Genomic DNA, 25292 nt, shown 5'->3' on the forward strand with positions numbered 1-25292 from the left:
ATGGGCAAGTCATATGTTCTTTATTTGTTCCAACTCTGATGCTATGCGTGTTCGACAATCGGGTGAGCGCTGATGGACTGGGGAGATGGAGAAGGGCGTACTTCGGCCCTTCGCGCGCGCCAGGGTGACAAACTGGAGGTCTATCCGCCGCCGTCCGAGGGGGCGTTCGAACCGAAGCCTTGAAAGGGCGGAGGCGCACGGCTTTGCCGCTTCCCGGCACAAGAGAGCGTGAAGCCGATTGCGTCTCAAGCCACAGGCCCCATATTCCGCTTATGTCTATCCAGATCCGCACCACGCTGGACGAGCCGGAGACCGGCGAAGGCTTCGTCCCCCACCGCCCCGCGCGCCCGGAAAAGAGCGAGGGTGGCAGGCCATTCAAACTGGTGTCGGACTATGAGCCGTCGGGCGACCAGCCGACCGCCATAGCCGAACTGGTGGAAACCGCGCTGGCTGGCGAGAAGGACCAGGTGCTGCTTGGCGTCACCGGATCGGGCAAGACCTTCACCATGGCGAAGGTGATCGAGGCGTTGCAGCGGCCCGCTCTGGTGCTGGCGCCCAACAAGATACTGGCCGCGCAGCTTTATGGGGAGTTCAAGAGCTTCTTCCCGGAAAACGCCGTTGAATATTTCGTCAGCTATTACGACTATTACCAGCCTGAAGCCTATGTGCCGCGCTCCGACACCTATATCGAGAAGGAGTCGAGCGTGAACGAGGCGATCGACCGGATGCGCCATTCGGCCACGCGTGCGCTGCTGGAACGCGACGATGTGCTGATCGTGGCGTCGGTGTCCTGCCTCTACGGCATCGGCTCGGTCGAAACCTATTCGGCCATGACCTTCGCGATGAAGAAGGGGCAGATCGAGGACCAGCGGGAGATCATCCGAAAGCTGGTCGCGCTCCAGTACAAGCGCAACGACGCGGCGTTCGCGCGCGGCAATTTCCGGGTGAAGGGCGACAATCTGGAGATTTTCCCGTCGCACTATGAGGACACCGCCTGGCGGGTCAGCTTCTTCGGCAATGAGATAGAGGACATCGTCGAATTCGACCCGCTGACCGGCAAGAAGGTCGCGAGCCTGGACTTTGTGAAGGTGTTTCCCAATTCGCACCACGTGACGCCGGGCCCGACGCTGAAGCAGGCGATGGAGGCGATCCGCTTCGAACTGGCGGAGCGGCTGAAGGAATTGCAGGCCGAGGGCAAGCTGCTGGAGGCGCAGCGGCTGGAGCAGCGGACCAATTTCGACCTGGAGATGATCGCTGCCACCGGCTCCTGCGCGGGGATCGAAAATTATTCGCGTTTCCTGACCGGCCGTCTGCCGGGCGAGCCGCCGCCGACGCTGTTCGAATATCTGCCGGAAAATGCGCTGCTGTTCGTGGACGAAAGCCACCAGACCGTGCCCCAGATCGGGGCGATGGCGCGGGGCGACCATCGGCGGAAGATCACGCTGGCCGAATATGGCTTCCGCCTGCCGAGCTGCATCGACAACCGGCCCTTGCGCTTCAACGAATGGGACGCGATGCGGCCGCAGACGGTCAGCGTCTCCGCAACGCCCGGGTCGTGGGAGATGGAGCAGACCGGCGGCACCTTCTCCGAACAGGTGATCCGCCCGACCGGGCTTATCGACCCGCCTGTCGAGATCAAGCCGGTGGAGGATCAGGTGGACGACCTGATCCATGAGGCGAAGGAGACGGCGAAGAAGGGCTATCGCACGCTGGTCACGACGCTCACCAAGCGCATGGCCGAGGATCTGACCGAGTTCATGCATGAGGCGGGGATCAAGGTCCGCTACATGCACAGCGATGTCGAGACGCTGGAGCGCATAGAGCTGATCCGCGACCTGCGGCTGGGGGTCTATGACGTGCTGGTGGGCATCAACCTGCTGCGCGAGGGGCTGGACATCCCCGAATGCGGGCTGGTCGCGATCCTCGACGCGGACAAGGAAGGCTTTTTGCGCTCCGAAACCTCGCTCATCCAGACGATCGGGCGCGCGGCGCGCAATGTCGAGGGACGGGTGATCCTCTATGCCGACCGCGTCACCGGATCGATGGAGCGGGCGCTCAACGAGACGTCGCGCCGCCGCGAGAAGCAGATGGCCTATAATCTGGAACATGGCATCACGCCCACCACGATCAAGCGCAACATCGGCGACATCATCGCCCATGTCGCGTCGAAGGATCAGGTGACGGTGGATACCGGGCTGGAGGACAGGCCGCACCTCGTCGGCCACAATCTGCGCGCCTATATCGAGGATCTGGAAAAGCAGATGCGGGCCGCGGCGGCGGACCTGGAGTTCGAGGAGGCCGGACGCATCCGGGACGAAATACGCAAGCTGGAGGCGGAAGAGCTTGGCCTGCCCGCCGGGCAGCAGGTGGCGGCGCCGCGAGGACGGGCGACCGAGGGCAAGCCGGGAACGCGCAAACTGCGCTACGGGAAGGTGCAGAAGAAGTTCGGACGTTAGGGGCCGGGGAACCGTCCGCTTCTTGTTCGAACCCGCCATGCTCCTCGAAGGCGCTCGAACAAGACGCGTGGTTCGTCCAGAGCCCGGTTCCGCCGTCTGTGGACCATTGCACCGTGGAAACTGGGCTCCCGCCTTCGCAGGAGCACTTTGTGCCTCAAGAATAGCGGAATGGCCGCGATCCACCCGCCTTCCGCAGATCATGGTGGCGTTTGAATGGGGCTTCCATACGCCGCTCCGTCTTCAGAACGCGGCGAAGATCGCTCCCGACCCTTCAGGCCGAAAATCTCACCTGTCCTGGTCCTGATAGGCCATTTGCAAAATCCCCCAATGCCGTCCTCGAACATGGATGGAGGCGATGACCTGCTTCAGCAATATGACCTCGCCCACGGCGTTCAGCCGCCGATAGGCCTTGATGCAGAAGGGTTGGGTGATCCTGCACTGCTCGCGCGTGTCGGGGAAATCGAAGATCAGGCCCTGGCGCGAATATTCGAAATTCCAGTTGTCGTCGCCCGGCCGCTGCGGATGCGACCGTTCCGGCATCGCGACCGCGCCGAAGCTGTTGCGGTCGGTGAAGGTCATGCCGAACAGCCCCGGAAAGACGCGCGCCCTTTCCTGCTGCACCCGCGCAGCGGGGATCAGCACCGGTTGGACCGGATGGCTATATTGCACCGGCTGCGTGCCGGGGATCGGCATGTAGGATTCGCTGAACAATTCGCTTTCCGTCAGCCGGCCCTCGACAACGGCCAGTTCCAGCGCGTCGCTTACCGCCTGCGCGGCATCCAGGCAGAAATCGATATAGGGCGTATCGGGTATCTCGACGCCGCTTTCCGCCACCAGTTGCAGCAGTCGGTTGGTGTCGTCGCTGGCGGTGGAGATGCGGCCGGACAGTCTTTGCAGGCCCCCTGCATTGTCGGTGGAGGTGCTCGCCAGCGCCGCCAGCCCGCCGCGAATCTCGCCCGCCGATCCGACGATGGAGGCAATGCGTTCGGCCACCCCCTCGCTGTTGCTGGACAGGTCTTCCATCAGCGCGCCGAGCCGTTCGACCAGCAGTTCGATATTCTTGGTGTCGTTAAGCGCCGTTCGCGCGGTTTCCGCGCCGTGGACGATGCCCTCCAGCATCTTGCCCGCCTCGCCGGTCAGCGCTCCGATGGACTGATCGATGGTCTGGGTGGCGGTCGCGGTTTCCTGCGCCAGCTTCTTGACCTCTGCGGCCACCACGGCGAAGCCGCGCCCGGCATCGCCTGCGCGCGCCGCCTCTATGGTCGCGTTGAGCGCCAGCAAATTGGTCTGGCTGGCGATGCCGCTGATCACGCTGGTGACATGGGCGACGGTCTTCAGCGCCTCGCGAAAGCCGTCAAGCTGTGCGTGGACGCTGCTCACCCGCTCGATCAGGTCGACGAAATTGCTGTTGGCGTCCGACAATTGACGCCCGGAATCCTGGATGATGCTCCGCGCGGCCACAGCCTTTTCGCGCGCATCCTGTCCCGCCAGCGACACGCTTTCGCCATCCCGGGAAAGCTGCGCCGCCGCGCCGCTGATCGCCTCGATCGTGCGGGCCTGATTGGTGACGCGATCCGCCAGCTCGCTGATGTCCGCCTGCAGGTCGAGCGTGCGGATGCCTAGGTCGCCGGACAGCTTGGCCACCTTCATCACCGCCTGTTCGACGTTCCGGGTTCTTGCCTGGTTTTCCACGCCGTCCGGGCTATCGGACGTTGGTAAAATATCCGTTATCGATGCGGTGGGCCGTTACAGCGCGCCAGTCAGCGCCAGCACGACGCCGGTGGCCACCAGCACCAGCCCCATGACCTCGCTGCGCTTCATCCGTTCGCCCAGGTAGAAATGACCGAAGCCCAGGGTGAAGGCGACCTCCACCTGCCCGACGATCCGCACCAGCGCGACCGGCGCAGTCGCAAAGCCGGTGAACCAGCATGCCGAACCGAGGGCGGACAACAGCCCGACCTGCCCCGAAATGGGCCAGCCGTGCAGCACCTTGCGCATTTCGCCGGGCTCGCGCAGCAGCAGGAAGCCGCCCTGCATCACCGTCTGCATGGCGACCGTCACGACCAGCACGATCAGCGCGGCCAGGACCGGGTCCGCGTTCGCGCCACCGGCGTCCACCTCCTGCGTTCCCCGCCGGATGGCGATGGCGGTCAGCGCAAAGAAGAAGCCCGAGGCGATGCCGCACAGCGCGGCCGGTTGCCCCAGCGCGCGGAGGAAGCCGGGCTTTTTGCCGCCGACCGACAGCAGCATGATGCCCGCCACGCCGCAGCCGATCCCCGCCCAAGCCAAGGGAGGCAGACGCTCCCCCATCAGCAGGAAGGATAGGATGGCCCCCTGCACCGCCTCCGTCTTGGAATAAGCCGTGCCGACGACGAAATTGCGATGGGCGAAGGCCATGATCAGCAAATTGGTCGCGACGATCTGCGCCAGTCCGCCCCCCAGGCAGAATAGCAGGAACGATGGATCGGGCGAGGGGAGCGGGCCGGGATAGATCAGCCGATAGCCCGCCAGCAGCATCAGCGCGAAGGGCAGGCCGTAGAGATAGCGCACCAGACCCGCCGCGTTGACGGACAGTTCCTTGCTGACCCGGCGCTGCACCGCCGTCCGCCAGGCCTGCGTCGCTCCCGCCAGCAGCGTCGCCGGAAGCCAGATGGGAAACGCCATCCTAGTCCTTCCCGGGATGGTGGAGGGGAAATGCGCGACCGTGGTGCAGGATGTGCCGCGCCACATCGTCGAAATCCCGGATTATGTCATGAGCCTTGATCCAGAGCACCCTAACCCCCTGAAAACGCCGCCATCTGCTACGCTGGGCATCCTGCGCCATCTGCTCAGCATGGTCATGAAAGCCGCTGTCCAGCTCCATAGCCAACCGGACAGAGGCGCAGTGGAAATCCAGCACAAAAGCCCGACCGGATGCTGTTCACAGCGCGATTTCGGGTGCGCCAAAGCGCGCCGCAATTCCCGCGCCTGCGACGATCCTTCCATTCGGCTGCCTTGCGCCGATTCCCCGCCGCCATTTGCTTCGCAAACGGTCCCCCTCCCCATCTTCCGACGGGGAGGATCGGGCGAGCCTCACACCCCTTCGAGAAGGCCTTCCTTCTTGATCTTCTCCTGCCACACCAGCGGGGCGAGACGGTGGACATTCTGGCCTTCGCTGTCGACGGCGACGGTGACGGGCATGTCCTGCACCTCGAACTCGTAGATCGCTTCCATGCCCAGGTCTTCGAAGCCGACCACCTTGGCCGCCTTGATCGCCCGCGCCACCAGATAGGCCGCGCCGCCGACCGCCATCAGATAGGCGCTCTTATGCTTGGCGATGCTGTCGGTCGCCGCCGGGCCGCGCTCGGCCTTGCCGACGCAGGCCGCGAGGCCCTGTTCCAGCATCATGTCCATGAACTTGTCCATGCGGGTCGCCGTGGTCGGACCGGCCGGGCCCACCACCTCGTCGCGCACCGGATCGACGGGGCCGACATAATAGATGACGCGACCCTTGAAATCGACCGGCAGTTCCTCGCCGCGGCTCAGCATGTCCTGGATGCGCTTGTGCGCCGCGTCGCGGCCGGTCAGCATCTTGCCGTTGAGCAGCAGGCGGTCGCCATGTTTCCAGCTCTGCACCACTTCCGGCGTCAGCGTGTCGAGGTCGACGCGGATCGCCTCCTTGCTCGGCTTCCAGTCCACCTGCGGCCATTCCGAAATCTTCGGCGCTTCCAGATAGGCGGGACCCGAGCCGTCGAGCGTGAAATGCGCATGGCGGGTCGCCGCGCAATTGGGGATCATCGCCACCGGCTTGCCCGCCGCATGGCAGGGATAGTCGTAGATCTTGACGTCCAGCACGGTGGCGAGGCCACCCAGCCCCTGCGCGCCGATGCCGAGCGCGTTGACCTTGTCGAAAATCTCGATGCGCAGCTTCTCGATCTCGTTCTGCGGTCCGCGCGCCTTCAATTCGCCCATGTCGATGGGCTCCATCAGCGATTCCTTGGCCAGCGCCACGGCCTTTTCCGCCGTGCCGCCGATGCCGATGCCCAGCATGCCGGGCGGGCACCAGCCCGCGCCCATCTGCGGCACCATCTCCAGCACCCAGTCGACGATCGAATCGCTGGGGTTCATCATCTTGAACTTGGTCTTGTTCTCCGACCCGCCGCCCTTGGCCGCGACGTCGACGATGACCTTGTCGCCCGGCACCATCTCGACATTCAGCACGCAGGGCGTGTTGTCCTTCGTATTGACGCGCGAAAAGGCGGGGTCCTTCAGGATCGAGGCGCGCAGGCGGTTCTCCGGGTTCAGATAGGCGCGGCGCACGCCTTCATCCACGACCTCCTGCATGGAGCGGCTGTTATCGTCCAGCCGGCAGTCCATGCCCCATTTGATGAAGACGTTGACGATGCCGGTGTCCTGGCAGATCGGGCGATGCCCCTCTGCGCACATGCGGCTGTTGGTCAGGATCTGGGCGATGGCGTCCTTCGCCGCAGGATTGGCCTCCGCTTCATAGGCTTTGCCCAGTGCGCGGATATAATCCATCGGATGATAATAGCTGATGAACTGAAGCGCGTCGGCCACGCTCTCGATCAGATCGGCGGTCTTGATGACGGTCATCTACCCTGGTCCCTAATCTAAGGCCCGCCCCGCACGGCGGGTCCATGCAGGGAGCGGCTAGTAGGGAATCGCGCGTGAGTCCAGTAGCGGCAGGGAGCCGGCCGCCTGTCCCGGGCGTTTCCCGCCCATGCCCCGCGCGCTCAAGACCTATCGCACCGCCATCGGCTTTCACGATGCCTATGTCGCCGCGCCCAGCCAGAAGGCGGCGCTGGAGGCCTGGGGCGCCGACGCCAATCTCTTCGCCCGCGGCGTGGCGGAGGTCGTGACCGATCCGGCCCTCATGGCCGAGCCGCTCGCCCGTCCAGGCCAGGTCATCAAGCGCCCGCGCGGTTCCATGGCGGAACATCTCGCCGCGCTGCCTGAGGAGAAGCCCGCAAGCCCCAGAAAGGCGAAGGCGCGCGGCGCGGCCAGGCCCAGGCCTCGCCCCGACCGCGCACCGCTGGAGGCGGCGGAGGAGGCATTGGCGGCTCTCGACCGTCAGCAGGAAGCGGAGCGCCGTCAACTGGCCCGCCGCGAAGCCGCCCTTCGGCGCGCGCGTCAGGACCTGGAAAAACGGCATCAAGCCGAAAGGCACCCGCTGGAGAAAGCCCGCGACGCAGCGGCAAAACGCTATGAACGGGCGCTCAGGACACGGGAAGGCTAGAATATCGCGCAGCAGGATGGCGAGACCAGTGAAAAAAAGGCGCCACCGGAAGCTCCGGCAGCGCCCTTCCCTTCAAAACCGTCCTTTATTGCGCGCGGGGCGCCGCTGCAGCCGCATTGGCAGGCAGGCCGCCAAGCTGCGTCACCAGCTTGGTATAGGCGTCGAGATAGGCGAGCACGATCACCTGCCCGATCTCCGTATTCTGGTAGCCGCCGCCGCCGGCCGCGGCGAAGCCGCCCCACCAGCCGGCGCCACCGCCGCCGCCGAAGCTCAGGTCCGACTTGCGCGCATAGCCCTCCGTCAGCGCCTCTTCCTCGGTCGTACGGGCGTTGACGATGGAGAGCGTCACATTGGCCTCGCTCTTCTTAACCGAAATGCCGCCTGCCAGCGCGCCGAAGGTCCGGCCGCCCAGGAAGCCGCCGAGCATGCCGCCCAGCGCATTGCCGCCTGAATTCTTGTTGGAGGAGACGATGTCGGGCTGCAGATAATAATCCGCCGCCTTCACCTGGCCCTTGCCCAGATTGGACCCCGCCTGCAATTCGCCGGAGTCCGCCATGGCGCGTTCCATATTGCGGCTGGCCATGGCGCGGCCGCGGTTAACGATGCCGAAGCAGCCCGACTGCTGGATGAACACCTTGAGGATCGCCTCCGGGCTGCCCAGGTTCAGCTCACGCCACCACTGGTTGTCCGGCTCGACGATGGCCACCGTGCCGAGGCGCCGGGTGCAATGAGGAATTTCGGCGGTTTTCTTGGCCTGCTGCTGCCGGGCGGACGAGCCCTTGTCAGCGGCCATCGCCGGAGAAGCCGCGACAGCCAGACCGGCTGCGGCAGCGACGAACTTCGCGAACACACGCATTGTCATGCACCCCTGAAAGTTGCTGAAGTCGTTTTGATTTTGTGGCGCCCCGATATTTGCACCATGCTCTAGCACAACCGCGCGGGCGCGCAAGTAATGCGAACGGTTATCACCGCCATAGCCTTAACGGGCATGGGATGTGCGAGCCTGCTGACAGGCCCTCAAATGGCTGCTATCGGCGCGGGCCATGACCGATCTCTCGCACATCCGCAATTTCTCGATCATCGCCCATATCGACCATGGCAAGTCGACCCTGGCCGACCGCCTGATCCAGCGCACCGGCGGCCTGACCGACCGGGAAATGTCGGCGCAGGTGCTCGACAACATGGATATCGAGAAGGAGCGCGGCATCACCATCAAGGCGCAGACCGTGCGCCTCGACTATGTCGCGAAGAACGGCGAGACCTATGAGCTGAACCTGATGGACACGCCGGGCCATGTCGACTTCGCCTATGAGGTGAGCCGTTCGCTCGCCGCCTGCGAGGGCGCGTTGCTGGTGGTGGACGCCGCGCAGGGGGTAGAGGCGCAGACGCTGGCCAACGTCTACCAGTCGATCGAGCATGACCATGAGATCGTGCCCGTCATCAACAAGATCGACCTGCCCGCCGCCGAGCCGGAGAAGGTGAAGGCGGAGATCGAGGAGGTGATCGGCCTCGACGCATCGGAAGCCGTGCTGGCGAGCGCCAAGGCAGGCATCGGCATCGACGACATTTTGGAAGCCGTGGTCGCCAAGATCCCCGCGCCCAAGGGCGACCGGGACGCGCCGCTGGAGGCGATGCTGGTCGATAGCTGGTACGACCCCTATCTGGGCGTCGTCATCCTGGTGCGCGTCGTCAACGGCGTCATCAAGAAGGGCCAGAACATCAAGTTCATGATCGGCGGCACCGAGCATCTGATCGACCGCGTCGGCTGTTTCCGGCCGAAGATCGAGCAATTGGGCGAACTGGGGCCGGGCGAGATCGGCTTCATCACCGCGCAGATCAAGGACATCAGCCAGACCCGCGTCGGCGACACCATCACCACGGTCAAGAATCCGGCGAAGGAACCGCTGCCCGGCTTCAAGGAAGTGCAGCCGGTGGTGTTCTGCGGCCTGTTTCCGGTCGACGCCAATGATTTCGAGAAGCTGCGCGAATCGATTTCCAAGCTGCGGCTGAACGACGCCAGCTTCTCCTTCGAGATGGAGACGTCGGCCGCGCTGGGCTTCGGCTTCCGCTGCGGCTTCCTGGGCCTGCTGCATCTGGAGATCATTCAGGAGCGGCTGAGCCGGGAATATGATCTGGACCTCATCACCACCGCGCCTTCGGTGGTGTACGAGATTCACATGAATGACGGGACGGTCCGGCATCTGCACAACCCCGCCGACATGCCCGACGCCAACCATATCGACTATATCGAGGAACCGTGGATCGAGGCGGTGATCTACTGCCCCGACGAATATCTGGGGTCGATCCTGAAGCTCTGCCAGGACCGGCGCGGCATTCAGAAGAACCTGACCTATGTCGGCGGGCGCGCGCAGGTGACCTATGAACTGCCGCTCAACGAGGTGGTGTTCGATTTCTACGACCGGCTGAAGTCGATCAGCCGCGGCTATGCCAGCTTCGACTATCATCAGATCGGGGCGCGGGAAGGCGACCTCGTCAAGATGAGCATCCTCGTCAACAATGAGCCGGTCGACGCGCTCAGCATGATCGTTCACCGGGGCACCGCCGAATCACGCGGGCGCGGCATGTGCGAGCGGTTGAAGGACCTGATCCCCCGCCACCTGTTCAAGATTCCGATCCAGGCGGCGATCGGCGGCAAGGTGATCGCCCGCGAAACGATCGCCGCGATGCGCAAGGATGTGACCGCGAAATGCTATGGCGGCGACATCACCCGCAAGAAGAAGCTGCTGGAGAAGCAGAAGGAGGGCAAGAAGCGGATGCGCGAATATGGGTCCGTCCAGATTCCCCAGGAAGCCTTCATTGCCGCGCTGCGCATGGGGGATGAGAACTGAGGCTCCTGCCGGTGCAGGAGTACGCTATTCCTGTCCGAACGAAAGGGACTTCATTCCGCCGCCAGATGGTCCCGAAACCAGGCGGTGGTTTCCTCCTCGCTCAGTTCTCCGGCCGCGAGAGCCAGGAAGGCTACTACCAACTCGGCGTCGGTGGCCGTCAGCACATAGCCGTTCAGCGCCAGGAAGGTTTCGCTGACAACTGCGGCGGTGCGCTTGTTGCCGTCGACAAAGGGATGGTTGCGCGCAATGCCATAGGCATAGGCAGCCGCCAGTTCCGCCGCATCGGGTTCATGATAGGCCGCCAGATTCTGCGGGCGGGCCATGGCGCTTTCCAGCAGGCCTGAGTCGCGCACGCCTTCACCGCCGCCATGTTCGGCCAACTGTTCGGCATGCGCCGCAAGCGCCACTTCGGCGCTGATCCAGACCCGATTGCGGGGCATGGTTTATTTCGCAAGCTCGCGCAGCGCGCGTTTGCGGCGCTGCATAACTTCCCGCGCTGCCGCCATCTGAGCGTCGAAATCGGGTTCGGCTGCGCTCAATTCGATGCCGCGCGGCGTGGTGACGACCGACAGGGTCTCGCCGACGCCGACATTGAGATGCGCCAGCACCTCCTTGGGCAGGATGACCCCGGCGGAATTGCCGATCTTCGTGATCTTGAGCGGTGTGTTCATACGGATGTTATAACCATTATCCGGCCGCGGTGCAAGCCCGGCGGCCTTGACGGCGGCGGGGCGTCCATGGTCAATGCTCACGACCAACCGCAGGGGACCGGCATGAGCGAGACATGGCTGTATGACGAGCATCCCGCGATGTTCCGCGCGCATCCCTTCCTGTTCATCCTCCTGCTGATCTCCGTCGTCGGCATCCTCGCCATCGGCGTGTGGTGGGTGTTGCACAAGGGGGAGCGGCTGGCGCTTTCCGACCGGGAAGTGCTGCTGGAACGGGGCCTTCTGGCCAAGCAGCGGACGGAGATCGCGCTTTCCAGCATCCGCAGCGTGCGCATCACCCAGACGTTGGGCCAGCGCATCTTCAACGTCGGCAATGTGGAACTGTTCAGCGCCGGGGACATGGCGGAAATCGCGATCAGGTCCATGCCGCGGCCCGACCGCATCCGGGCGATCGCGGCTTCGCGCAATCTCGACCTGCTGCCCCAGCGGTAGGAGAATGGTGAACAGCCTCTTGACTTGTCCGCATTTATTTCAACGATAGTGCAATAGCGAGAAGGGGTGCTTTGGAGCGCCCACGGCCAGCAGGAAGGACGCCGGAGGAACGCCGGTCCGCAGTGGCGCGGGCAGGTGAGCAAGGGGTCGTCGTGCATGGGCTTGCGTGTGATGCCGTCGCTGCCAGAACTGACCGCGCAGCAGCAGGACGAAGTGCGTCAGGCTTGCGGTTTCGCCTGCGTCCGCTGTGGCGTGACCATCTACCGCTATCTTCGCTTGCCCGAAAGTCATGGGGTGACGCTGCTCTGCCCCACCTGCCATGGGCTGGTGGAGGAAGGGCGCCTGACGCCGATGCAGGTGCAGGGCTTCCATGCCAATCCCGTCGTGCGGCAGCGCCATTTCGCGCGGGACCGCCTGCCCTTCTCGCCGGAATTGCCGACGCTGATCATGGGCGGTTCGCAATTGCTGCGGGACACGCCGATCCCGCTGACGCTGGAGGGGGAGCCGATCCTGATCTTCGCGCCGCCGCGCCGAAGCAACGGCGCGACCCGCATCAGCGTGCGCATGGGTGGCCCCGATGGCGAGCCGGTGCAGGTCGTGAACGGCAATGAGTGGATGCCGACGGACGGTAGCTGGCACTTCCTGCTGCGCGGCGACCGCTACAGCATGATGGCGGCGCGGGGCGAGGGGCTGGCGGTGCTGCGCATCGTGGCGCGCAACCGCATTGCCGTCGAGCATCTGCGCACCACGGTCAGGGGGCGGCGGCTGGAAGTGACGCCCGACTGGCTGGAGATCGACGGGAAGCGTTATGTCGGGCGGATCGGCAGCGGGACGCTGATCGGGCTGGAATGTTGATGGGGCGTGGGCGGCGCTGTGGTCTGATCCGTTGGTTATGGGCGCGCCGCTCTTCCATTATTCAGATGTCATCTGACTTTTCTTCCTCAGTCTGCTCATGTTGAGCGCCGCGGCGGCGCGAATCAGCGCCTTGAACGCGTCGGCGTCGATTGTCTCGCCTTCCCTTATGTCGATGGCGCGGCGCACATTGCCGTCCAGGCTGGCGTTGAACAGGCCTGCCGGGTCCTCCAGCGAAGCGCCCTTCGCGAAGGTCAGCTTGACCACCGCCTTGTAGCTTTCCCCGGTGCAGAGGATGCCGCCATGCGACCAGACCGGGACGCCCCGCCATTTCCATTCCTCGACCGCCTGCGGATCGGCTTCCCTGATCAGCGCACGGACATGGGCAAGCGTTTCTCCCCGCCAATCGCTGAGTTCCGCGATGCGCCGGTCGATCAGTGCGGAGGGAGAGTCAGTGTCGTTCATCGGGCCGCTCCTCTTGCCCGGCACCCTAAACGGATCGCAACGAAACGGGAATGGCGTAGCGATGGTGCCAGGAGGGGCCTGCCTCCCCGCGCCACCGCTACGCCGCCCTTTGGGGACCACCCGTGGGGCTGGCCGCCCGCGATCAGGGGGATCGCGACCGGCGCCGGATGGGATACGGCTGTGCGGTAAGGTTTATTCCATTGCGATCCTCAGCCGCAGCGCGCGGTCGTGATCGCCATCTTCCCGTCATAGCTGACGGTCAGCCGGTCCGGGCGGAAATCCATGGTCATCGCCATGCCCGGCGCGCCCCAGCGCAGCGTGCGCGCGCCGGAAAGCCTGAGCAACTCGGCGCCGGTCGCCGCGCTGGCGGTCTGGCCGATGAAGCGGTCCAGCCCCTCGTCGCGGCATGGTCCTTCGGCGGTGGGCGGCGGCGTGGCCGGGCCTTCGCCGTTCGCGCCGGCGCAGGCGGCAAGCAGGGAGAGAAGGGGAAGCATGGCGGTTCGCATCCGTCCTGAACTCCTATTGCGTGCGGGTCATCTTGAGGCGGCCATTCTTGACCGCGAAGGCAAGGCGGCCCTCGACCAGGTCGACCGCATCGCGGCCGAACTGTTCATAGCGCCAGCCTTCCAGGATCGCGAGGTCTTCCCGCACGCCGGCCGCCAGCGCGTCGATGTCGTCGCTGCGGGCGATAAGGCGCGCGGCGACATTGATGTCGCGCGAACGGATTTTCAGCAGCAGCTTCAGAAGGTCCGCCACCAGCGCGCCATCCTTGCCCAGGCCCGGCCGCTTGGGGTCGCGCTCCGGCATTTCCTCCTTGGCCAGCGGCTTGTGCGCGGCAAGGGCGAGCATCAGCCGATTGCCGATGTCGTTGGTCTTCCAGGTGGCAGACAGGCCGCGCACCTTGCCCAGATCCTCCTGCGTGCGCGGCGGGTGGCTGGCGATGTCGGCCAGCGTTTCGTCCTTGACGATGCGGCCGCGTGGCAGATTCTTGTCCTGCGCCTCCATCTCGCGCCATGCCGCAAGCGCCTTCAGGCGGCCCAGCACATCGGCCTTGCGGCTGGCGATGCGGACGCGTTGCCAGGCCTCGTCGGGCCTGTTCTCATAATTGGAGGGATCGCTGATCCGCTCCATCTCCTGATCCAGCCAGTCGCCACGGCCGGTCCGGCGCAGTTCCTCCAGCATCTTGGGGAAAATCTGGATCAGGTAGGTGACGTCGCCGATCGCATAATCGATCTGCCGCTTGTCGAGCGGCCGGCGCGCCCAGTCGGTGAAGCGCGCTCCCTTGTCGAGCTGCACGCCCAGCCAGGCGTCGACCAGATTGCCGTAGCCGATCTGTTCGCCCAGCCCCAGCGCCATCGCCGCGATCTGCGTGTCGAACATCGGATGGGGGGTCTTGCCGGTCAGGTTGTAGATGATCTCCAGGTCCTGACCGCCCGCATGGAAGACCTTCAGCACATCTTCATTGTCGACCATCAGGTCGAGCAGGGGCGAAAGGTCGAGGCCGGGCGCCTTGGGGTCGATGGCCGCCGCCTCATGCTCGTCCGCGACCTGCACCAGGCAGAGATCGGGCCAATAGCTGTTTTCGCGCATGAATTCGGTATCGACCGCGATATAGGGCGATTTGGCGATCCGGGCGCAGAATTGGGCGAGAGTCTTGCTGTCGGTAATCAGCGGATGGATTTGCATATGGTCTTCGATCTTATTATGGGCTGGCCCGTCGCGCACGGGCTCGTCAATGCTTGACAGGACTGCCCATAGCGGCGCTGCAACAATTTGTCATTTCCGTAAAACGAAGCTGAAAGACCAAAAACGCCATGCATGCCTATCGCACCCACACCTGCGGCGCCCTTACGACGGCGGAGGTCGGCAATGAGGTGCGCGTGTCCGGCTGGGTGCATCGCAAGCGGGATCATGGCGACCTGGTGTTCATCGACCTGCGCGACCATTATGGCATGGTGCAGATCGTCACCGAGGTGGATGGGCCGGTGTTCAGGGTGATCGAGTCGCTGCGGGCCGAAAGCGTCGTGACCGTGACGGGCAAGGTCGTCGCCCGGGCGAAGGAAGCGGTGAACCCCAACCTGCCGACCGGCGAGATCGAGATTCGCGCGCTGGACGCGGTGGTGCTGTCCGCCGCCGCCGACCTGCCGCTGCCAGTGGCTGGCGAGCAGGAATATCCGGAGGACATCCGCCTTCGCTACCGCTTCCTCGACCTGCGGCGCGAGACGCTGCACGCGAACATCGTCAAGCGCACGCAGATCATCCGGGACATGCGCCGCCGCATGGAGGATGCAGGATTCACCGAATATTCGACGCCGATCCTGACGGCGTCGAGCCCCGAAGGCGCACGAGACTTTCTGGTGCCGAGCCGCATCCATGCGGGGAAATTCTACGCCCTGCCGCAGGCGCCGCAGCAATATAAGCAGTTGCTGATGGTCGCGGGCTTCGACCGCTATTTCCAGATCGCGCCCTGCTTCCGCGACGAGGACCCGCGCGCCGACCGCCTGCCGGGCGAATTCTACCAGCTTGACCTCGAAATGAGCTTCGTCACCCAGGAAGACGTGTGGAACACCATGGAGCCGGTGATTGCGCAGGTGTTCGAGGCGTTCGCCGACGGCAGGCCGGTGACGCCTGCGGGCAGCTTCCCGCGCATCCCCCATGCCGAGGCGATGCTGAAATATGGGTCGGACAAGCCCGACCTGCGCAACCCGATCCTGATCAGCGATGTGACCGAGCATTTCCATGGCAGCGGCTTCGGCATCTTCGCTTCGCTGGTGGAGAGCGGCAGCGTGATCCGCGCTATTCCCGCACCGGGCGCTGGCGCGGGCAGCCGCAAATTCTTCGACGACATGAACAATTGGGCGCGCAGCGAAGGCTATTCGGGCCTTGGCTATATCAACATCAAGGACGGCGTGCCCGGCGGTCCCATCGCCAAGAACCATGGCGAGGAACGGACGGCGAAGCTGATCGAGGCGCTGGGCCTTGGCCCCAATGACGGCGTCTTCTTCGCGGCGGGCAAGGAAAGCCAGGCGGCCAAGCTGGCGGGGCTGGCGCGCATCCGCGTGGGCGAGCAGCTCGACCTGATCGACAGGGATCGTTTCGAACTGTGCTGGATCGTCGACTTCCCCTTCTACGAATATGACGAGGATGAGAAGAAAATCGATTTCGCGCACAACCCCTTCTCCATGCCGCAGGGGGGATTGGATGCGCTGGAGAATCAGGACCCGCTGAGCCTCAAGGCCTATCAATATGACATGGTCTGCAACGGCTATGAGATCGCCTCGGGATCGATCCGCAACCAGTCGCCGGAACTGATGGTCAAGGCGTTCGAGAAGGTGGGTCTCAGCCAGGCCGATGTGGAGGAGCGCTTCGGCGGCCTCTATCGCGCGTTCCAATATGGCGCGCCGCCCCATGGCGGCATGGCGGCGGGCGTGGACCGCATCGTGATGCTGCTTTGCGGGGCGCAGAACCTGCGCGAGATCACGCTGTTCCCGATGAACCAGCGCGCGGAAGACCTGCTGATGGGGGCGCCCAGCCCGGCGGAGTTCAAGCAGTTGCGCGAACTGCACATCCGCGTCGTGGAGCCGCAGGCGAAGGCCTGATTCCCAGCCGCCGCTCGCCCTGAGCCCCAACGACAGGAGAGGCTTGCACTCTCGCTGAACCTTCGATGTAAGGACGGGCAGGGGGGACAGGCCATGCTCGACGAACAGATGTTGCCGGACAAACCGCCGGCCCTGGCGCGCAGCCTGGGCGTGGCGGGCGTCCTGTTCCTGACCCTGTCCGCGACCACCCCGGCATCCTCCGTCTTCGTCATCATACCCGGCATGTTGCAGGAGGCCGGGACCGGCGCGATCTGGGCGATGATCCTCGCCAGCCTGATCTGCGTCACCACCGCCTTCATCTATGCCGAACTCTCCTCCGCCTGGCCGGTGGCGGGCGGGGAATATGTCGCGGTGGCGCAGACGCTGGGGCCGATGGCCGGTTTCATCATGCTGGGCGTCAATGTCTTCAACAATGTGCTCTTCCCGCCCGTCGCGGCGCTGGGCATCGCATCGGTCATGGCGACGGTGGCGCCGGGCCTGCCCGCCGTGCCGGTCGCGGTGGCGGTGATGATCGGATCGACGCTGGTCGCGATCCTCAATATCCGCGTGAATGCGGTCATCACCGGGCTGTTCCTGCTGGTCGAACTGGCAGCCGTGGCCGTGGTGATGGTGCTGGGCTTTGCCGATCATGCGCGGCCGGCGCTGGAATTCCTGACCGATCCGGTGGTGGCGGTGGCAGAGACGGGGCAGGGCTTCGTCCCGGCCAGCGCCGCCTCTATCGGGGTGGCGACGACCATCGCGATCTTCGCGCTCAACGGCTATGGCATGGCGGTCTATTTCGGGGAGGAGATGCACGAGGCGCCCAGACGGATCGCCGGAACCATCCTCGCCGCCCTCGGCCTCGCGCTGCTGTTCGAAGGCGTGCCCTTGCTCGCGCTGCTGCTGGCGAGGATCGACCTTGCGACCCTGCTGACCGTCGACGATCCCTTTGGCCTGCTGGTGCGGCAGCGGGGGAGCGCCGGCCTTTCGGCGCTGGTGTCGGTCGGCATCGTGCTTGCGATCGTGAACGCGATCATCGCCTGCGTGCTGGCCTGCGCCCGCTTCTTCTATTCGACCGGGCGGGACCGGGCCTGGATTCCGCGCATCGACGACTGGCTGGTGGCGATCCATCCGCGCTTCGATTCGCCCTGGATCGGAACGCTGATCGTCGGCGGGATGGGAACGCTCGCCTGCTTCCTGCCGCTATCCATGCTGCTGGTGCTGAACGGCACCGGGCTGGTGGCGATCTATGGCGGCATCGCGCTCGCCGCTATCGCCGGGCGGCGCAGTGGGGCGAGCGCCCATGCGCCCTATCGCATGCCGCTTTATCCGCTTGCCCCGGTCGTCACCCTGCTCGCGCTGGCCTATGTGGTCTGGACCAGCTGGCTCGATGCCGGGGAGGGGCGGCCCGGCCTGATTGCAACCGCCGCCCAGATTGCGGGTTCGGTGCTTTGGTATAAGCTCGTGCTTTGCCGCCGGGGCCAGTGGAAGGTGCAGACATGACCATCGACCTTGCCGATTATGAGAAGGGCGCGACGTTCAAGGGCGATTATGAGGCGAAGCTGGCCGAATTGCAGGAGCGGCTCGCCAAGATCCAGGTCGCGCACATCATCCACGACCGGCGCAGCGTCATCCTGCTGGAGGGGTGGGATGCGGCGGGAAAGGGCGGCATCATCAAGCGCATGACCGCCGACTGGGACCCGCGCTATTACAAGGTCCACCCCATTTCCGCCCCGACGGAGGAGGAGCGCGACCGGCACTTCCTCTGGCGTTTCTGGACGCGGCTGCCCGCTGGGCGCAACATCGCGATCTTCGACCGGAGCTGGTATGGCCGGGTGCTGGTCGAGCGGGTCGAGGGCTTCTGTTCCAGGGGCGAATGGAAGCGCGCCTATGAAGAGATCAACGCCTTCGAAAGGCAGCAGGTCGACGCCGGGACCAACATCGTCAAGCTGTTCGTCCACATCACGCAAGAGACGCAGGACGAACAGCTCGCCCAGCGGCTCGACACGCCGTGGAAGCGGTGGAAGACCGGCGCGGACGATTATCGCAACCGCGCAAGGCGGGCCGATTATCTGGACGCCATGCACGACATGTTCCGCAAGACCGACACCAAGGTGGCGCCCTGGCATGCCATCGACAATAATCACCGCCGGGCGGGTCGGATCGCGGCGCTTTCCTATGTCGCCAAGCGATTGGAAAAGCTGGTGCCGATGGATTTTCCGGAAGCCGATCCGGAGGTGGTGAAGCTAGCCGCCAAGGCCTACGGCTATAGGGTTCCGTAAGAAAATCACTAAAAATCAACATCTTGTAACAAAACTGTCATCAAAATCTAACGGCTCATTTACCATTATGGGCTTAACCGGCCCCTATGTACGCACCCCCGATGCTCGACCGATCCCTGGACCATTCGGCTGGTCCGCTCCTCATGACGCCCAGCCCGGCGATCCGGCTGGGGCGGCCGCTCAGCGAGGCGGTCGATCATTTCCAGCATGACCCGGCGCTGCGGCTGCTGCCGGTACTCGATGCCGCCGACAGGCCCGTGGGAGCGATCTACGAATGCGACATGCGGCGCATCCTGTTCAATCCCTTCGGCCATGCCCTGTTGCGCAATCCCAGCTTCGGTGGGCGGCTGGACGATCATGTCCGGCACTGCGCGACGGTCGAGCGGCGCGCCAGCATCGAGGCGCTGATCGACCTCTATGCCGCGCAGGGGCAGGGCTGCGAAGGCCTGATCGTGGTGGACGGGGATCGCTATGCCGGGGTCGCGGGTGGGCAGCTTCTGCTCCGGCTGGCGGCGGAGCGGGACGCGCGGGTGGCGTTGGCGAGGGTCGAGCGGCTGGAACGGGTGACGCGGGAGAGCGCGACGTTCCGGGCCGATGTCCAGGCGTTGACAGGGGACATGGTGGCGATGGCGGACATGCTGTCGCGTCTGGCCGAAGATGCGGCGGAACGGTCCGCGCATAACGGGCATGCGTCGGCCGGCATGGCGGTGGCGGCGGCGCAGACCGCCGACAATCTGGCCGGCATCGCCGGGTCCGGGCGGGAACTGGGGCTGCTGTTCCAGGCGATGGAGGATGAAGTGCGCGAGGCGGGGGCCGCCATTCGCGCCGCCGTCGACCAGACGCAATCGGGTGCGGCGCAGACAAGGATGCTGAGCGCGCAGGCCGACGGGATCGGGGAAGTGACCGCGCTGATCGACGCGATTGCGCGGGCGACGACGACGCTGGCGCTCAATGCCGGGATAGAGGCGGCGCGGGCCGGGGACGCCGGGCGGGGCTTTGCCGTGGTTGCGCGGGAGGTCAAGACGCTGGCGGGCCAGACACGCGATGCGGCGGCGGAGATTGCGCGGCGGATCGACCATATCCGCGCGACCGTCGGCCATGTCGCGCAGGGCCATGCGCATATGGATGCGGCGATCGCGACGGCGGATCGGCTTTCGGCCTCCGTCTTTACGGCGGTGGCGCGGCATGGCGCATTCAGCCGGGCGATTGCGGACAGCGTGGCGGAGGCGGGCGAGGCGAGCGGGCATGTCCGCGCCAGCGCCAGTCAGATCAGCGTCAATGCAGGCGATGCGGTGGCGGATGCGCAGGCGATGCGCGACGCGGCGGGCCGCCTGTCGGAAGAGGCGCATCGGCTGGATGACCGCGCCAGCGCCTTCATCCGCGCAATTCAGGCCGCCTGAAGGGAAAAGGGCTGGCTTCGGGCGGAATTCGGGTTAGGCTCTCCTTCCAGAAAGAAGGAGAGGATGCATGCTCGTCATGTTCGTGGGCGCCGACCGGACCGAAACCGCCGTCAATGCCGCGCAGGTCACCTTCGTGTCATCGGTGACGGACGGCACCCGCATCCGCTTCGGAGAGGGACGCAGCGTCACCGTGATCGAGCCGATCGCCGAGGTGATGGAGCGGCTCAACGTGATATTGCGGCGGGACGATTAGCGGGCTGCTCCGGCGGTTTGTCTTGGCATGGCCGATCATCACGCCGGATAGCTGATCGCCATCACCTCATATTCCCGCTCGCCCGCGGGCAGCACCACGCGGCGCAGGTCGCCCACGGCAGCGCCGCGCAGGGCGCGGGCGATGGGCGTGCTCCAGCCGATGCGGCCGGCGGCGGCGTCCGTCTCGTCATTGCCGACCAGCGTGACGGTGCGGTGGTTGTCGTCCTCGTCCGCGATGGTGACGGTGGCGCCGAAATAGACCTTGCTCTTGTCGGGCTGCTGGCGCGGGTCGACGACCCTGGCGTCCTTCATCTTGCGCGAGAGGCGCTTCAACTGGCCGTCGATCTCGCGCATCCGCTTGCGGCCGTAGAGATAGTCGCCATTTTCGCTGCGGTCGCCATTGCCCGCCGCCCAGCTTACCACTTCCACGATCTTCGGGCGCTCGACTCCCAGCAGCTGGTCATATTCGGCGCGCAGCTTCGCGAAACCTTCCGGAGTGATATAGTTGGGATGGGGAGTGCTCATGCCCCGCCCATAGCGCAAGTTCAGCCCGGCGTCTGCTTGCCGAGATATTTGGACAGCGGCGTCGTCGTGCCCCGGAAGCGGGCGCGCTGCGGGTTCATCGCCTCATAGACCACGGCGTTTTCCAGCACGCGCTGGACATAGTTGCGCGTTTCGAAAAGCGGAATCTGCTCGATCCAGCGCAGCATGTCGGCGCCGGGCAGGCGCGGGTCGCCATTGGCGGCGATCCAGCGGTTCACATTGCCCGGCCCGGCATTATAGGCCGCCACCGCCAACGGATAGCTGCCGCCATAATAATCGAGCATCCGCTGGAAATAGGAGGAACCCAGCATGATGTTGTAACTGGGATCGTTGAGCGAACTGGCGTCATAGCTCATTCCCAGCTTCCCCGCCTGTTCGCGGGCGGTGCCGGGCATCAGTTGCATCAGCCCGCGTGCGCCCGCATGGCTGACGATCTGCCGGTCGAACTGGCTTTCCTGCCGGGCAATGGCGTGGACCATCGTCCAGTTATATTGCGCCTCCGACGGCACGGGCACGCGGGGAAAGGCGCTTTCGCCATAGCCGGTGAGGCCGCTCGACACGGCGCGGCGGCCGACCATCACGCCCATGTCGGGCCGTCCGATGCTCTGCGCGAGTTCGACGGCGAGATAATGGTCGGCATCGCTGTCGGCATTATTGGCGATGGCGCGGGCGAATTTGCTCTGATCTTCCCAATAGCCCATCTGGCCCAGCGCCTTCACCGCCCGGACGACCGAGCGGTTGGCGAAGGCCGTGCGCTCCGCGGCGGAGATTTCGACCGGACGTTCCACGGCCGCTGGGGCAGGGATCGGCCGGCCCAGCCGTTCGAGCGCAAGCTGGCCGTAAAACTGGTCCGGAAAGGCCCCCGCGCGGGCGAAATAGCTGTTCGCGGTTGCGGCGTCGCCGGCCTGGAGCGCGGCGCGACCCGCCCAGTAGAAGCCCTTGGACTGGGTCTGCGGCGACTTGGCGGCCGTGGCGTAGCGGCGGAACATCTCCATCGCGTCCAGCGGCTTGCCAAGATTGTAGAAGGCTGTCGATCCCGCCAGCCAGGCAAGACTGGTATAATCGTCGCGCTCGCCAATGGGCCGGCTGTTGACGTCGGTGCCGGGCAGATAAGCGTCGTCCAGCTTGCTGGCGATGCCGTAGGCGAAGCTCCACTGGCTGTCATTGGCGGCGGCGCGCGCCTGCGTGAGCAGCGTTTCATACCATTTTTCCGCGTCGCCGGGACGGAAGGTCAACGCCGGACGGTTGGCGAGATATTGGCGGCCGGCGATCCAGTTGCCCGTGTTGAGCAGCCATGTCGCCTTGTCCGCGACGAATCCGGCGTCGGTCGCGCCCACGGCCTCCGCCAACTGCATCTTCATCGCCGCGTCGGGCGCCTTCTGGCGGAAGGCGATGCGCGCCTCATAGACCGGGCGGCGGGCCGGCGAGACATAGGCAAGCCTCCGCTGCGCGCCCATGACGTCGCCCTTCCACAGCAGCGCGTCGGCGCGCAGGTCATGCTCCACCGATGTCCATCCCGCGCCGAAGAGCGAAAGCAGCCGCGCCTCGTCATCGGGGGAAAGCGTGCCGCCGACCCACGCGTTGCGCGCGGCGACCCGCGCCTCGCCCATGCGGCCCTGCTGCATCAGCGCCAGCGCATAGCGGGCATTGCCGGTTGCGGTGCGCGGCGGGAAGCGGGTGAAGAAGGCGATGACCTGCCCGGGATCGTAGCTGTTGGGATTGATGCCGGTTTCCGCCAGCCGCCGCATCCGGTCCTCGCCCGGCCAGCCGGGATTGGCCATGATGAAGCTCATATAGGTGGAGGAGCCCAGGCCATCGCTCTGCTGGAGCGCGCGCCACTGGCTGATCGTGCCGGAGATCGACGGATCGCTCGCCACGCCGATTCGGCTTTGGGCGCGCTGCCACGGGCTGGGCTCGCTGGAGCTGGGAACAGGCTGCACCACGGCGCCGGGCGGATAGGCCGCGGCTGGCGCGGGGCCGGTGGTTTCGGTCTGGGCGCTGGCGCCGGCTGTGAAAAGCAAAAGAGCAATCAGTGGCATACGAACCGTGAGGGCTTCCGGGGTAGTTTCAAGACAGGAGAGCGATACCCTACTGGACATTATCGCAATTGCATCCTTATCAGGCCCTGAATGACGCGCTATAGCGCGCCGTTCGCGTGTTTCACGCTATCATGCCCCGGAATCCCGGTGAATTGAAGGAGTTTGTTGCATGTTTTCCGGGTCGATTCCGGCACTGATCACGCCCTTCCGCAACGGGGCGGTGGACGAGGCGGCTTTTCGCGCCTTCGTCGACTGGCAGATCGGGGAAGGCAGCAGCGCGCTCGTCCCTTGCGGCACGACGGGCGAAAGCGCGACCATGACGGTCGAGGAACATAATCGTGTCATCGCCATCTGCGTCGACCAGGCGGCGGGCCGCGTGCCGGTGATCGCGGGTTGCGGTTCCAACGACACCCGCATCGCGCTGGAGCATATGTTCGCGGCGCAGGCGGCGGGGGCCGATGCGGCGCTGGTGGTCGCGCCCTATTACAACAAGCCCAATCAGGAGGGAGTGTACCGGCATTTCGCGCATCTGGCGGAGCGCTGTTCGCTGCCGATCATCCTCTACAACGTGCCCAGCCGCACGATCACCGACATCGGCGTGCCGGTCATTCACCGCCTGTCAGAGGAATTCCAGACCATCGTCGGCATCAAGGACGCCACCGGGAATCTGGGGCGGGTCAGCGCACAGCGCCTCGCCTGCCGGGCCGATTTCTGTCAGCTTTCCGGCAATGACGAAACGGCGCTGGGTTTCAATGCAATGGGCGGCAGGGGCTGCATTTCGGTCACGGCCAATGTCGCGCCGCGCCTTTGCGCCGAATTCCAGCGGGCGATGGCAAACGGCGACTGGCATGGCGCCCTTGCGCTTCAGGATCGTCTCTACCCCCTGCATGATGCCCTGTTCAGCGATTCTTCACCCGGCCCGGTCAAATATGCCCTTACGCGCGTTCGGCCCGACATGTCCGGCGAGGTCCGCCTGCCGATCACCTGGCCGTCGGAATCGAGCCGTGCCGCCGTCGATCGGGCTCTGGAGATCGCGGGACTGGTTTGATCGTCCCGCGGGCCTATATGGTGAAGCGAGTTAGTTAGAGAATAATGGCCCGTCCCCGTCCCGAAGCCTTCGACAAGAAGAAGATCGTCGCCGAGAACCGGCGCGCCCGTTTCGAATATTTCCTGGAGGATGTGTTCGAGGCTGGAATCGCCCTGCAAGGAACCGAGGTGAAGTCGCTGCGCTTCGGCGAGGGCAATATCGCGGAAAGCTATGCCGAGGTGAAGGGCGAGCAGGTGTGGCTGGTCAACAGCAACATCCCCGAATTCAGCCATGGCAATCGCTTCAACCATGAGCCCAAGCGCCCCCGCAAGCTGCTGCTGCACCAGCGGGAGATCGCCCGCATGCATGGCGCTGTCGAGCGCAAGGGAATGACGCTGGTGCCGCTGTCGATCTATTTCAACAGCCGGGGCAAGGCGAAGGTCGAGCTGGCGCTGGCCAAGGGCAAGAAGACCCATGACAAGCGCGACACGATCAAGGAACGCGACTGGAAGCGCGATCAGCAGCGCATCATGAAGGCGCATCGCTGATGGACAACAGGCTCTCCCGCTGGTGGCACGCCAATGCGCCAACCCGCGAATCGCTGGAAAACAACCGCTTTTTGGCCCCGGTGGCGCACCGGGTGCTGGAACCCTCGCTGTGGCGCTTCACCCGGCGTTCGGTGCCGCGCGGCGTGGCATTGGGGCTGCTGGTCGGCATCTTCCTGCTGATCCCCGGCGTGCAGATCGCGGGCGCGGCGCTGCTGGCGCTGCCGTTCCGGGCGAACATCCCGCTGGCGGCGGCGATGACCTTCCTCTCCAATCCCGCGACCACGCCGCTGTTCCTGATGGCGTCGGTCTATATGGGCAACTGGCTGCTCGGACGGTCGGCGGATGCATCGGGCTTCATGGCGCTGATCGACCGGCATGCCTCGATCCGCGAATGGTGCGCCTGGCTCTTTTCGGAGGCGGCGCCCGCCATGCTGCTGGGGCTGGCGCTGATTTCCCTGGCCTTTGCGGTGGTCGGCTACTTCCTGGCCGACTGGATCTGGCGTCATCGCATGGGCCGGAAATGGCATGCCCGCAAATTGAGGATTGGCAAGGCACGCGAAAGCAGCGCATTGGAGGAGGTCGCTTCGGCCTGACCGGCGGGAGCG

Annotated in this window: 25 protein-coding genes; 13 read left to right on the forward strand and 12 right to left on the reverse strand. The window is 65.1% G+C overall.

Annotated features, from left to right (window positions below; genetic code table 11):
- The first annotated feature begins 272 nt into the window (after positions 1-272).
- The gene (gene uvrB / locus LDB29_RS18730) at positions 273-2456 is read left to right on the forward strand and encodes an excinuclease ABC subunit UvrB (RefSeq protein WP_257555336.1); all 2184 of its coding nucleotides are present in this window, start codon (positions 273-275) and stop codon (positions 2454-2456) included.
- A gap of 285 nt (positions 2457-2741) precedes the next feature.
- Here uvrB and LDB29_RS18735 read toward each other — a convergent pair whose 3' ends face one another.
- The 4 genes from LDB29_RS18735 to LDB29_RS18750 all read right to left on the reverse strand — a co-directional run bounded on the left by LDB29_RS18735 (position 2742) and on the right by LDB29_RS18750 (position 7049).
- Entirely contained in the window at positions 2742-4106 is a 1365-nt protein-coding gene (locus LDB29_RS18735; RefSeq protein WP_025547487.1) for a methyl-accepting chemotaxis protein, read from the reverse strand.
- 96 nt (positions 4107-4202) lie between these two features.
- Positions 4203-5120 carry a DMT family transporter gene (locus tag LDB29_RS18740; RefSeq protein ID WP_257555339.1) on the reverse strand — a complete coding sequence of 306 codons (918 nt, stop codon included), beginning with the start codon at positions 5118-5120 and terminating at the stop codon, positions 4203-4205.
- A 1-nt stretch (position 5121) separates the two neighbouring features.
- A complete protein-coding gene (locus LDB29_RS18745) occupies positions 5122-5319 on the reverse strand; it encodes a DUF559 domain-containing protein (RefSeq protein ID WP_061937851.1) in 198 nt (65 codons plus the stop codon).
- A 209-nt stretch (positions 5320-5528) separates the two neighbouring features.
- Positions 5529-7049, reverse strand: a complete 1521-nt coding sequence (locus tag LDB29_RS18750; protein WP_025547484.1) for a fumarate hydratase — start codon at positions 7047-7049, stop codon at positions 5529-5531.
- Positions 7050-7176: 127 nt separating this feature from the next.
- Here LDB29_RS18750 and LDB29_RS18755 point away from each other — a divergent pair, with 127 nt between their 5' ends.
- A complete protein-coding gene (locus LDB29_RS18755; RefSeq protein WP_257555341.1) occupies positions 7177-7692 on the forward strand; it encodes a hypothetical protein in 516 nt (171 codons plus the stop codon).
- 85 nt (positions 7693-7777) lie between these two features.
- Here the strand turns inward: LDB29_RS18755 and LDB29_RS18760 are convergent, their stop codons facing one another.
- On the reverse strand, positions 7778-8548 hold the full coding sequence (locus LDB29_RS18760; RefSeq protein WP_025547481.1) for a CsgG/HfaB family protein: 771 nt from the start codon (positions 8546-8548) through the stop codon (positions 7778-7780).
- A 187-nt stretch (positions 8549-8735) separates the two neighbouring features.
- On the opposite strand from LDB29_RS18760, the gene lepA reads away from it, so the two are divergent.
- A complete protein-coding gene (gene lepA / locus LDB29_RS18765) occupies positions 8736-10541 on the forward strand; it encodes a translation elongation factor 4 (RefSeq protein ID WP_061937857.1) in 1806 nt (601 codons plus the stop codon).
- A 50-nt stretch (positions 10542-10591) separates the two neighbouring features.
- On the opposite strand, the gene LDB29_RS18770 is transcribed toward lepA, so the two are convergent.
- Together LDB29_RS18770 and LDB29_RS18775 are read right to left on the reverse strand one after the other, a co-directional pair.
- Entirely contained in the window at positions 10592-10981 is a 390-nt protein-coding gene (locus tag LDB29_RS18770; protein WP_257555344.1) for a type II toxin-antitoxin system death-on-curing family toxin, read from the reverse strand.
- Positions 10982-10984: 3 nt separating this feature from the next.
- Positions 10985-11212, reverse strand: a complete 228-nt coding sequence (locus LDB29_RS18775) for an AbrB/MazE/SpoVT family DNA-binding domain-containing protein (RefSeq protein ID WP_025547477.1) — start codon at positions 11210-11212, stop codon at positions 10985-10987.
- Between the two features lie 102 nt (positions 11213-11314).
- Here LDB29_RS18775 and LDB29_RS18780 point away from each other — a divergent pair, with 102 nt between their 5' ends.
- Positions 11315-11701, forward strand: coding sequence for a PH domain-containing protein (locus tag LDB29_RS18780; RefSeq protein ID WP_025547475.1), 387 nt, complete (start codon positions 11315-11317; stop codon positions 11699-11701).
- A gap of 171 nt (positions 11702-11872) precedes the next feature.
- The gene (locus LDB29_RS18785; protein ID WP_257557063.1) at positions 11873-12556 is read left to right on the forward strand and encodes a hypothetical protein; all 684 of its coding nucleotides are present in this window, start codon (positions 11873-11875) and stop codon (positions 12554-12556) included.
- A 57-nt stretch (positions 12557-12613) separates the two neighbouring features.
- Here LDB29_RS18785 and LDB29_RS18790 read toward each other — a convergent pair whose 3' ends face one another.
- From LDB29_RS18790 to rnd, 3 genes are all read right to left on the reverse strand, one after another.
- On the reverse strand, positions 12614-13018 hold the full coding sequence (locus LDB29_RS18790; protein ID WP_103000371.1) for a DUF1801 domain-containing protein: 405 nt from the start codon (positions 13016-13018) through the stop codon (positions 12614-12616).
- A gap of 209 nt (positions 13019-13227) precedes the next feature.
- Positions 13228-13524, reverse strand: a complete 297-nt coding sequence (locus tag LDB29_RS18795) for an I78 family peptidase inhibitor (protein ID WP_025547470.1) — start codon at positions 13522-13524, stop codon at positions 13228-13230.
- 13 nt (positions 13525-13537) lie between these two features.
- Positions 13538-14704 (reverse strand): ribonuclease D, encoded by a 1167-nt coding sequence (gene rnd, locus LDB29_RS18800; protein ID WP_025547468.1) that lies wholly within the window; start codon positions 14702-14704, stop codon positions 13538-13540.
- 128 nt (positions 14705-14832) lie between these two features.
- Between rnd and aspS the strand changes: the two genes are divergently transcribed.
- The 5 genes from aspS (at position 14833) to LDB29_RS18825 (ending at position 20531) form a co-directional block, all read left to right on the forward strand.
- Positions 14833-16617, forward strand: a complete 1785-nt coding sequence (gene aspS, locus LDB29_RS18805; protein ID WP_044660365.1) for an aspartate--tRNA ligase — start codon at positions 14833-14835, stop codon at positions 16615-16617.
- A 93-nt stretch (positions 16618-16710) separates the two neighbouring features.
- A complete protein-coding gene (locus LDB29_RS18810) occupies positions 16711-18099 on the forward strand; it encodes an APC family permease (RefSeq protein WP_257555348.1) in 1389 nt (462 codons plus the stop codon).
- Positions 18096-18878 (forward strand): polyphosphate kinase 2 family protein, encoded by a 783-nt coding sequence (locus LDB29_RS18815; RefSeq protein WP_257555349.1) that lies wholly within the window; start codon positions 18096-18098, stop codon positions 18876-18878. Before LDB29_RS18810 ends, LDB29_RS18815 begins: the two co-directional genes overlap by 4 nt.
- 86 nt (positions 18879-18964) lie before the next feature.
- The gene (locus LDB29_RS18820; protein ID WP_373886282.1) at positions 18965-20278 is read left to right on the forward strand and encodes a methyl-accepting chemotaxis protein; all 1314 of its coding nucleotides are present in this window, start codon (positions 18965-18967) and stop codon (positions 20276-20278) included.
- A 67-nt stretch (positions 20279-20345) separates the two neighbouring features.
- Entirely contained in the window at positions 20346-20531 is a 186-nt protein-coding gene (locus LDB29_RS18825; protein ID WP_025547459.1) for a hypothetical protein, read from the forward strand.
- A 38-nt stretch (positions 20532-20569) separates the two neighbouring features.
- Here the strand turns inward: LDB29_RS18825 and greB are convergent, their stop codons facing one another.
- Together greB and LDB29_RS18835 are read right to left on the reverse strand one after the other, a co-directional pair.
- Positions 20570-21055, reverse strand: coding sequence for a transcription elongation factor GreB (greB, locus tag LDB29_RS18830; RefSeq protein ID WP_025547457.1), 486 nt, complete (start codon positions 21053-21055; stop codon positions 20570-20572).
- Positions 21056-21075: 20 nt separating this feature from the next.
- A complete protein-coding gene (locus LDB29_RS18835) occupies positions 21076-23112 on the reverse strand; it encodes a lytic transglycosylase domain-containing protein (RefSeq protein ID WP_025547455.1) in 2037 nt (678 codons plus the stop codon).
- 169 nt (positions 23113-23281) lie between these two features.
- Between LDB29_RS18835 and dapA the strand changes: the two genes are divergently transcribed.
- The 3 genes from dapA to LDB29_RS18850 are packed head-to-tail and all read left to right on the forward strand — an operon-like array spanning position 23282 to position 25280.
- Positions 23282-24160, forward strand: a complete 879-nt coding sequence (dapA, locus tag LDB29_RS18840) for a 4-hydroxy-tetrahydrodipicolinate synthase (protein WP_103000365.1) — start codon at positions 23282-23284, stop codon at positions 24158-24160.
- Between the two features lie 44 nt (positions 24161-24204).
- Positions 24205-24687, forward strand: a complete 483-nt coding sequence (gene smpB, locus LDB29_RS18845) for an SsrA-binding protein SmpB (protein ID WP_007683053.1) — start codon at positions 24205-24207, stop codon at positions 24685-24687.
- Positions 24687-25280 carry a DUF2062 domain-containing protein gene (locus tag LDB29_RS18850; RefSeq protein ID WP_025547448.1) on the forward strand — a complete coding sequence of 198 codons (594 nt, stop codon included), beginning with the start codon at positions 24687-24689 and terminating at the stop codon, positions 25278-25280. The genes smpB and LDB29_RS18850 overlap by 1 nt, the downstream gene beginning before the upstream one ends.
- Positions 25281-25292: the final 12 nt, after the last annotated feature.

It is taken from the genome of Sphingobium sp. CFD-2 (assembly GCF_024611135.1).
In the GTDB taxonomy this organism is placed as follows: Bacteria; Pseudomonadota; Alphaproteobacteria; order Sphingomonadales; family Sphingomonadaceae; genus Sphingobium; species Sphingobium fuliginis.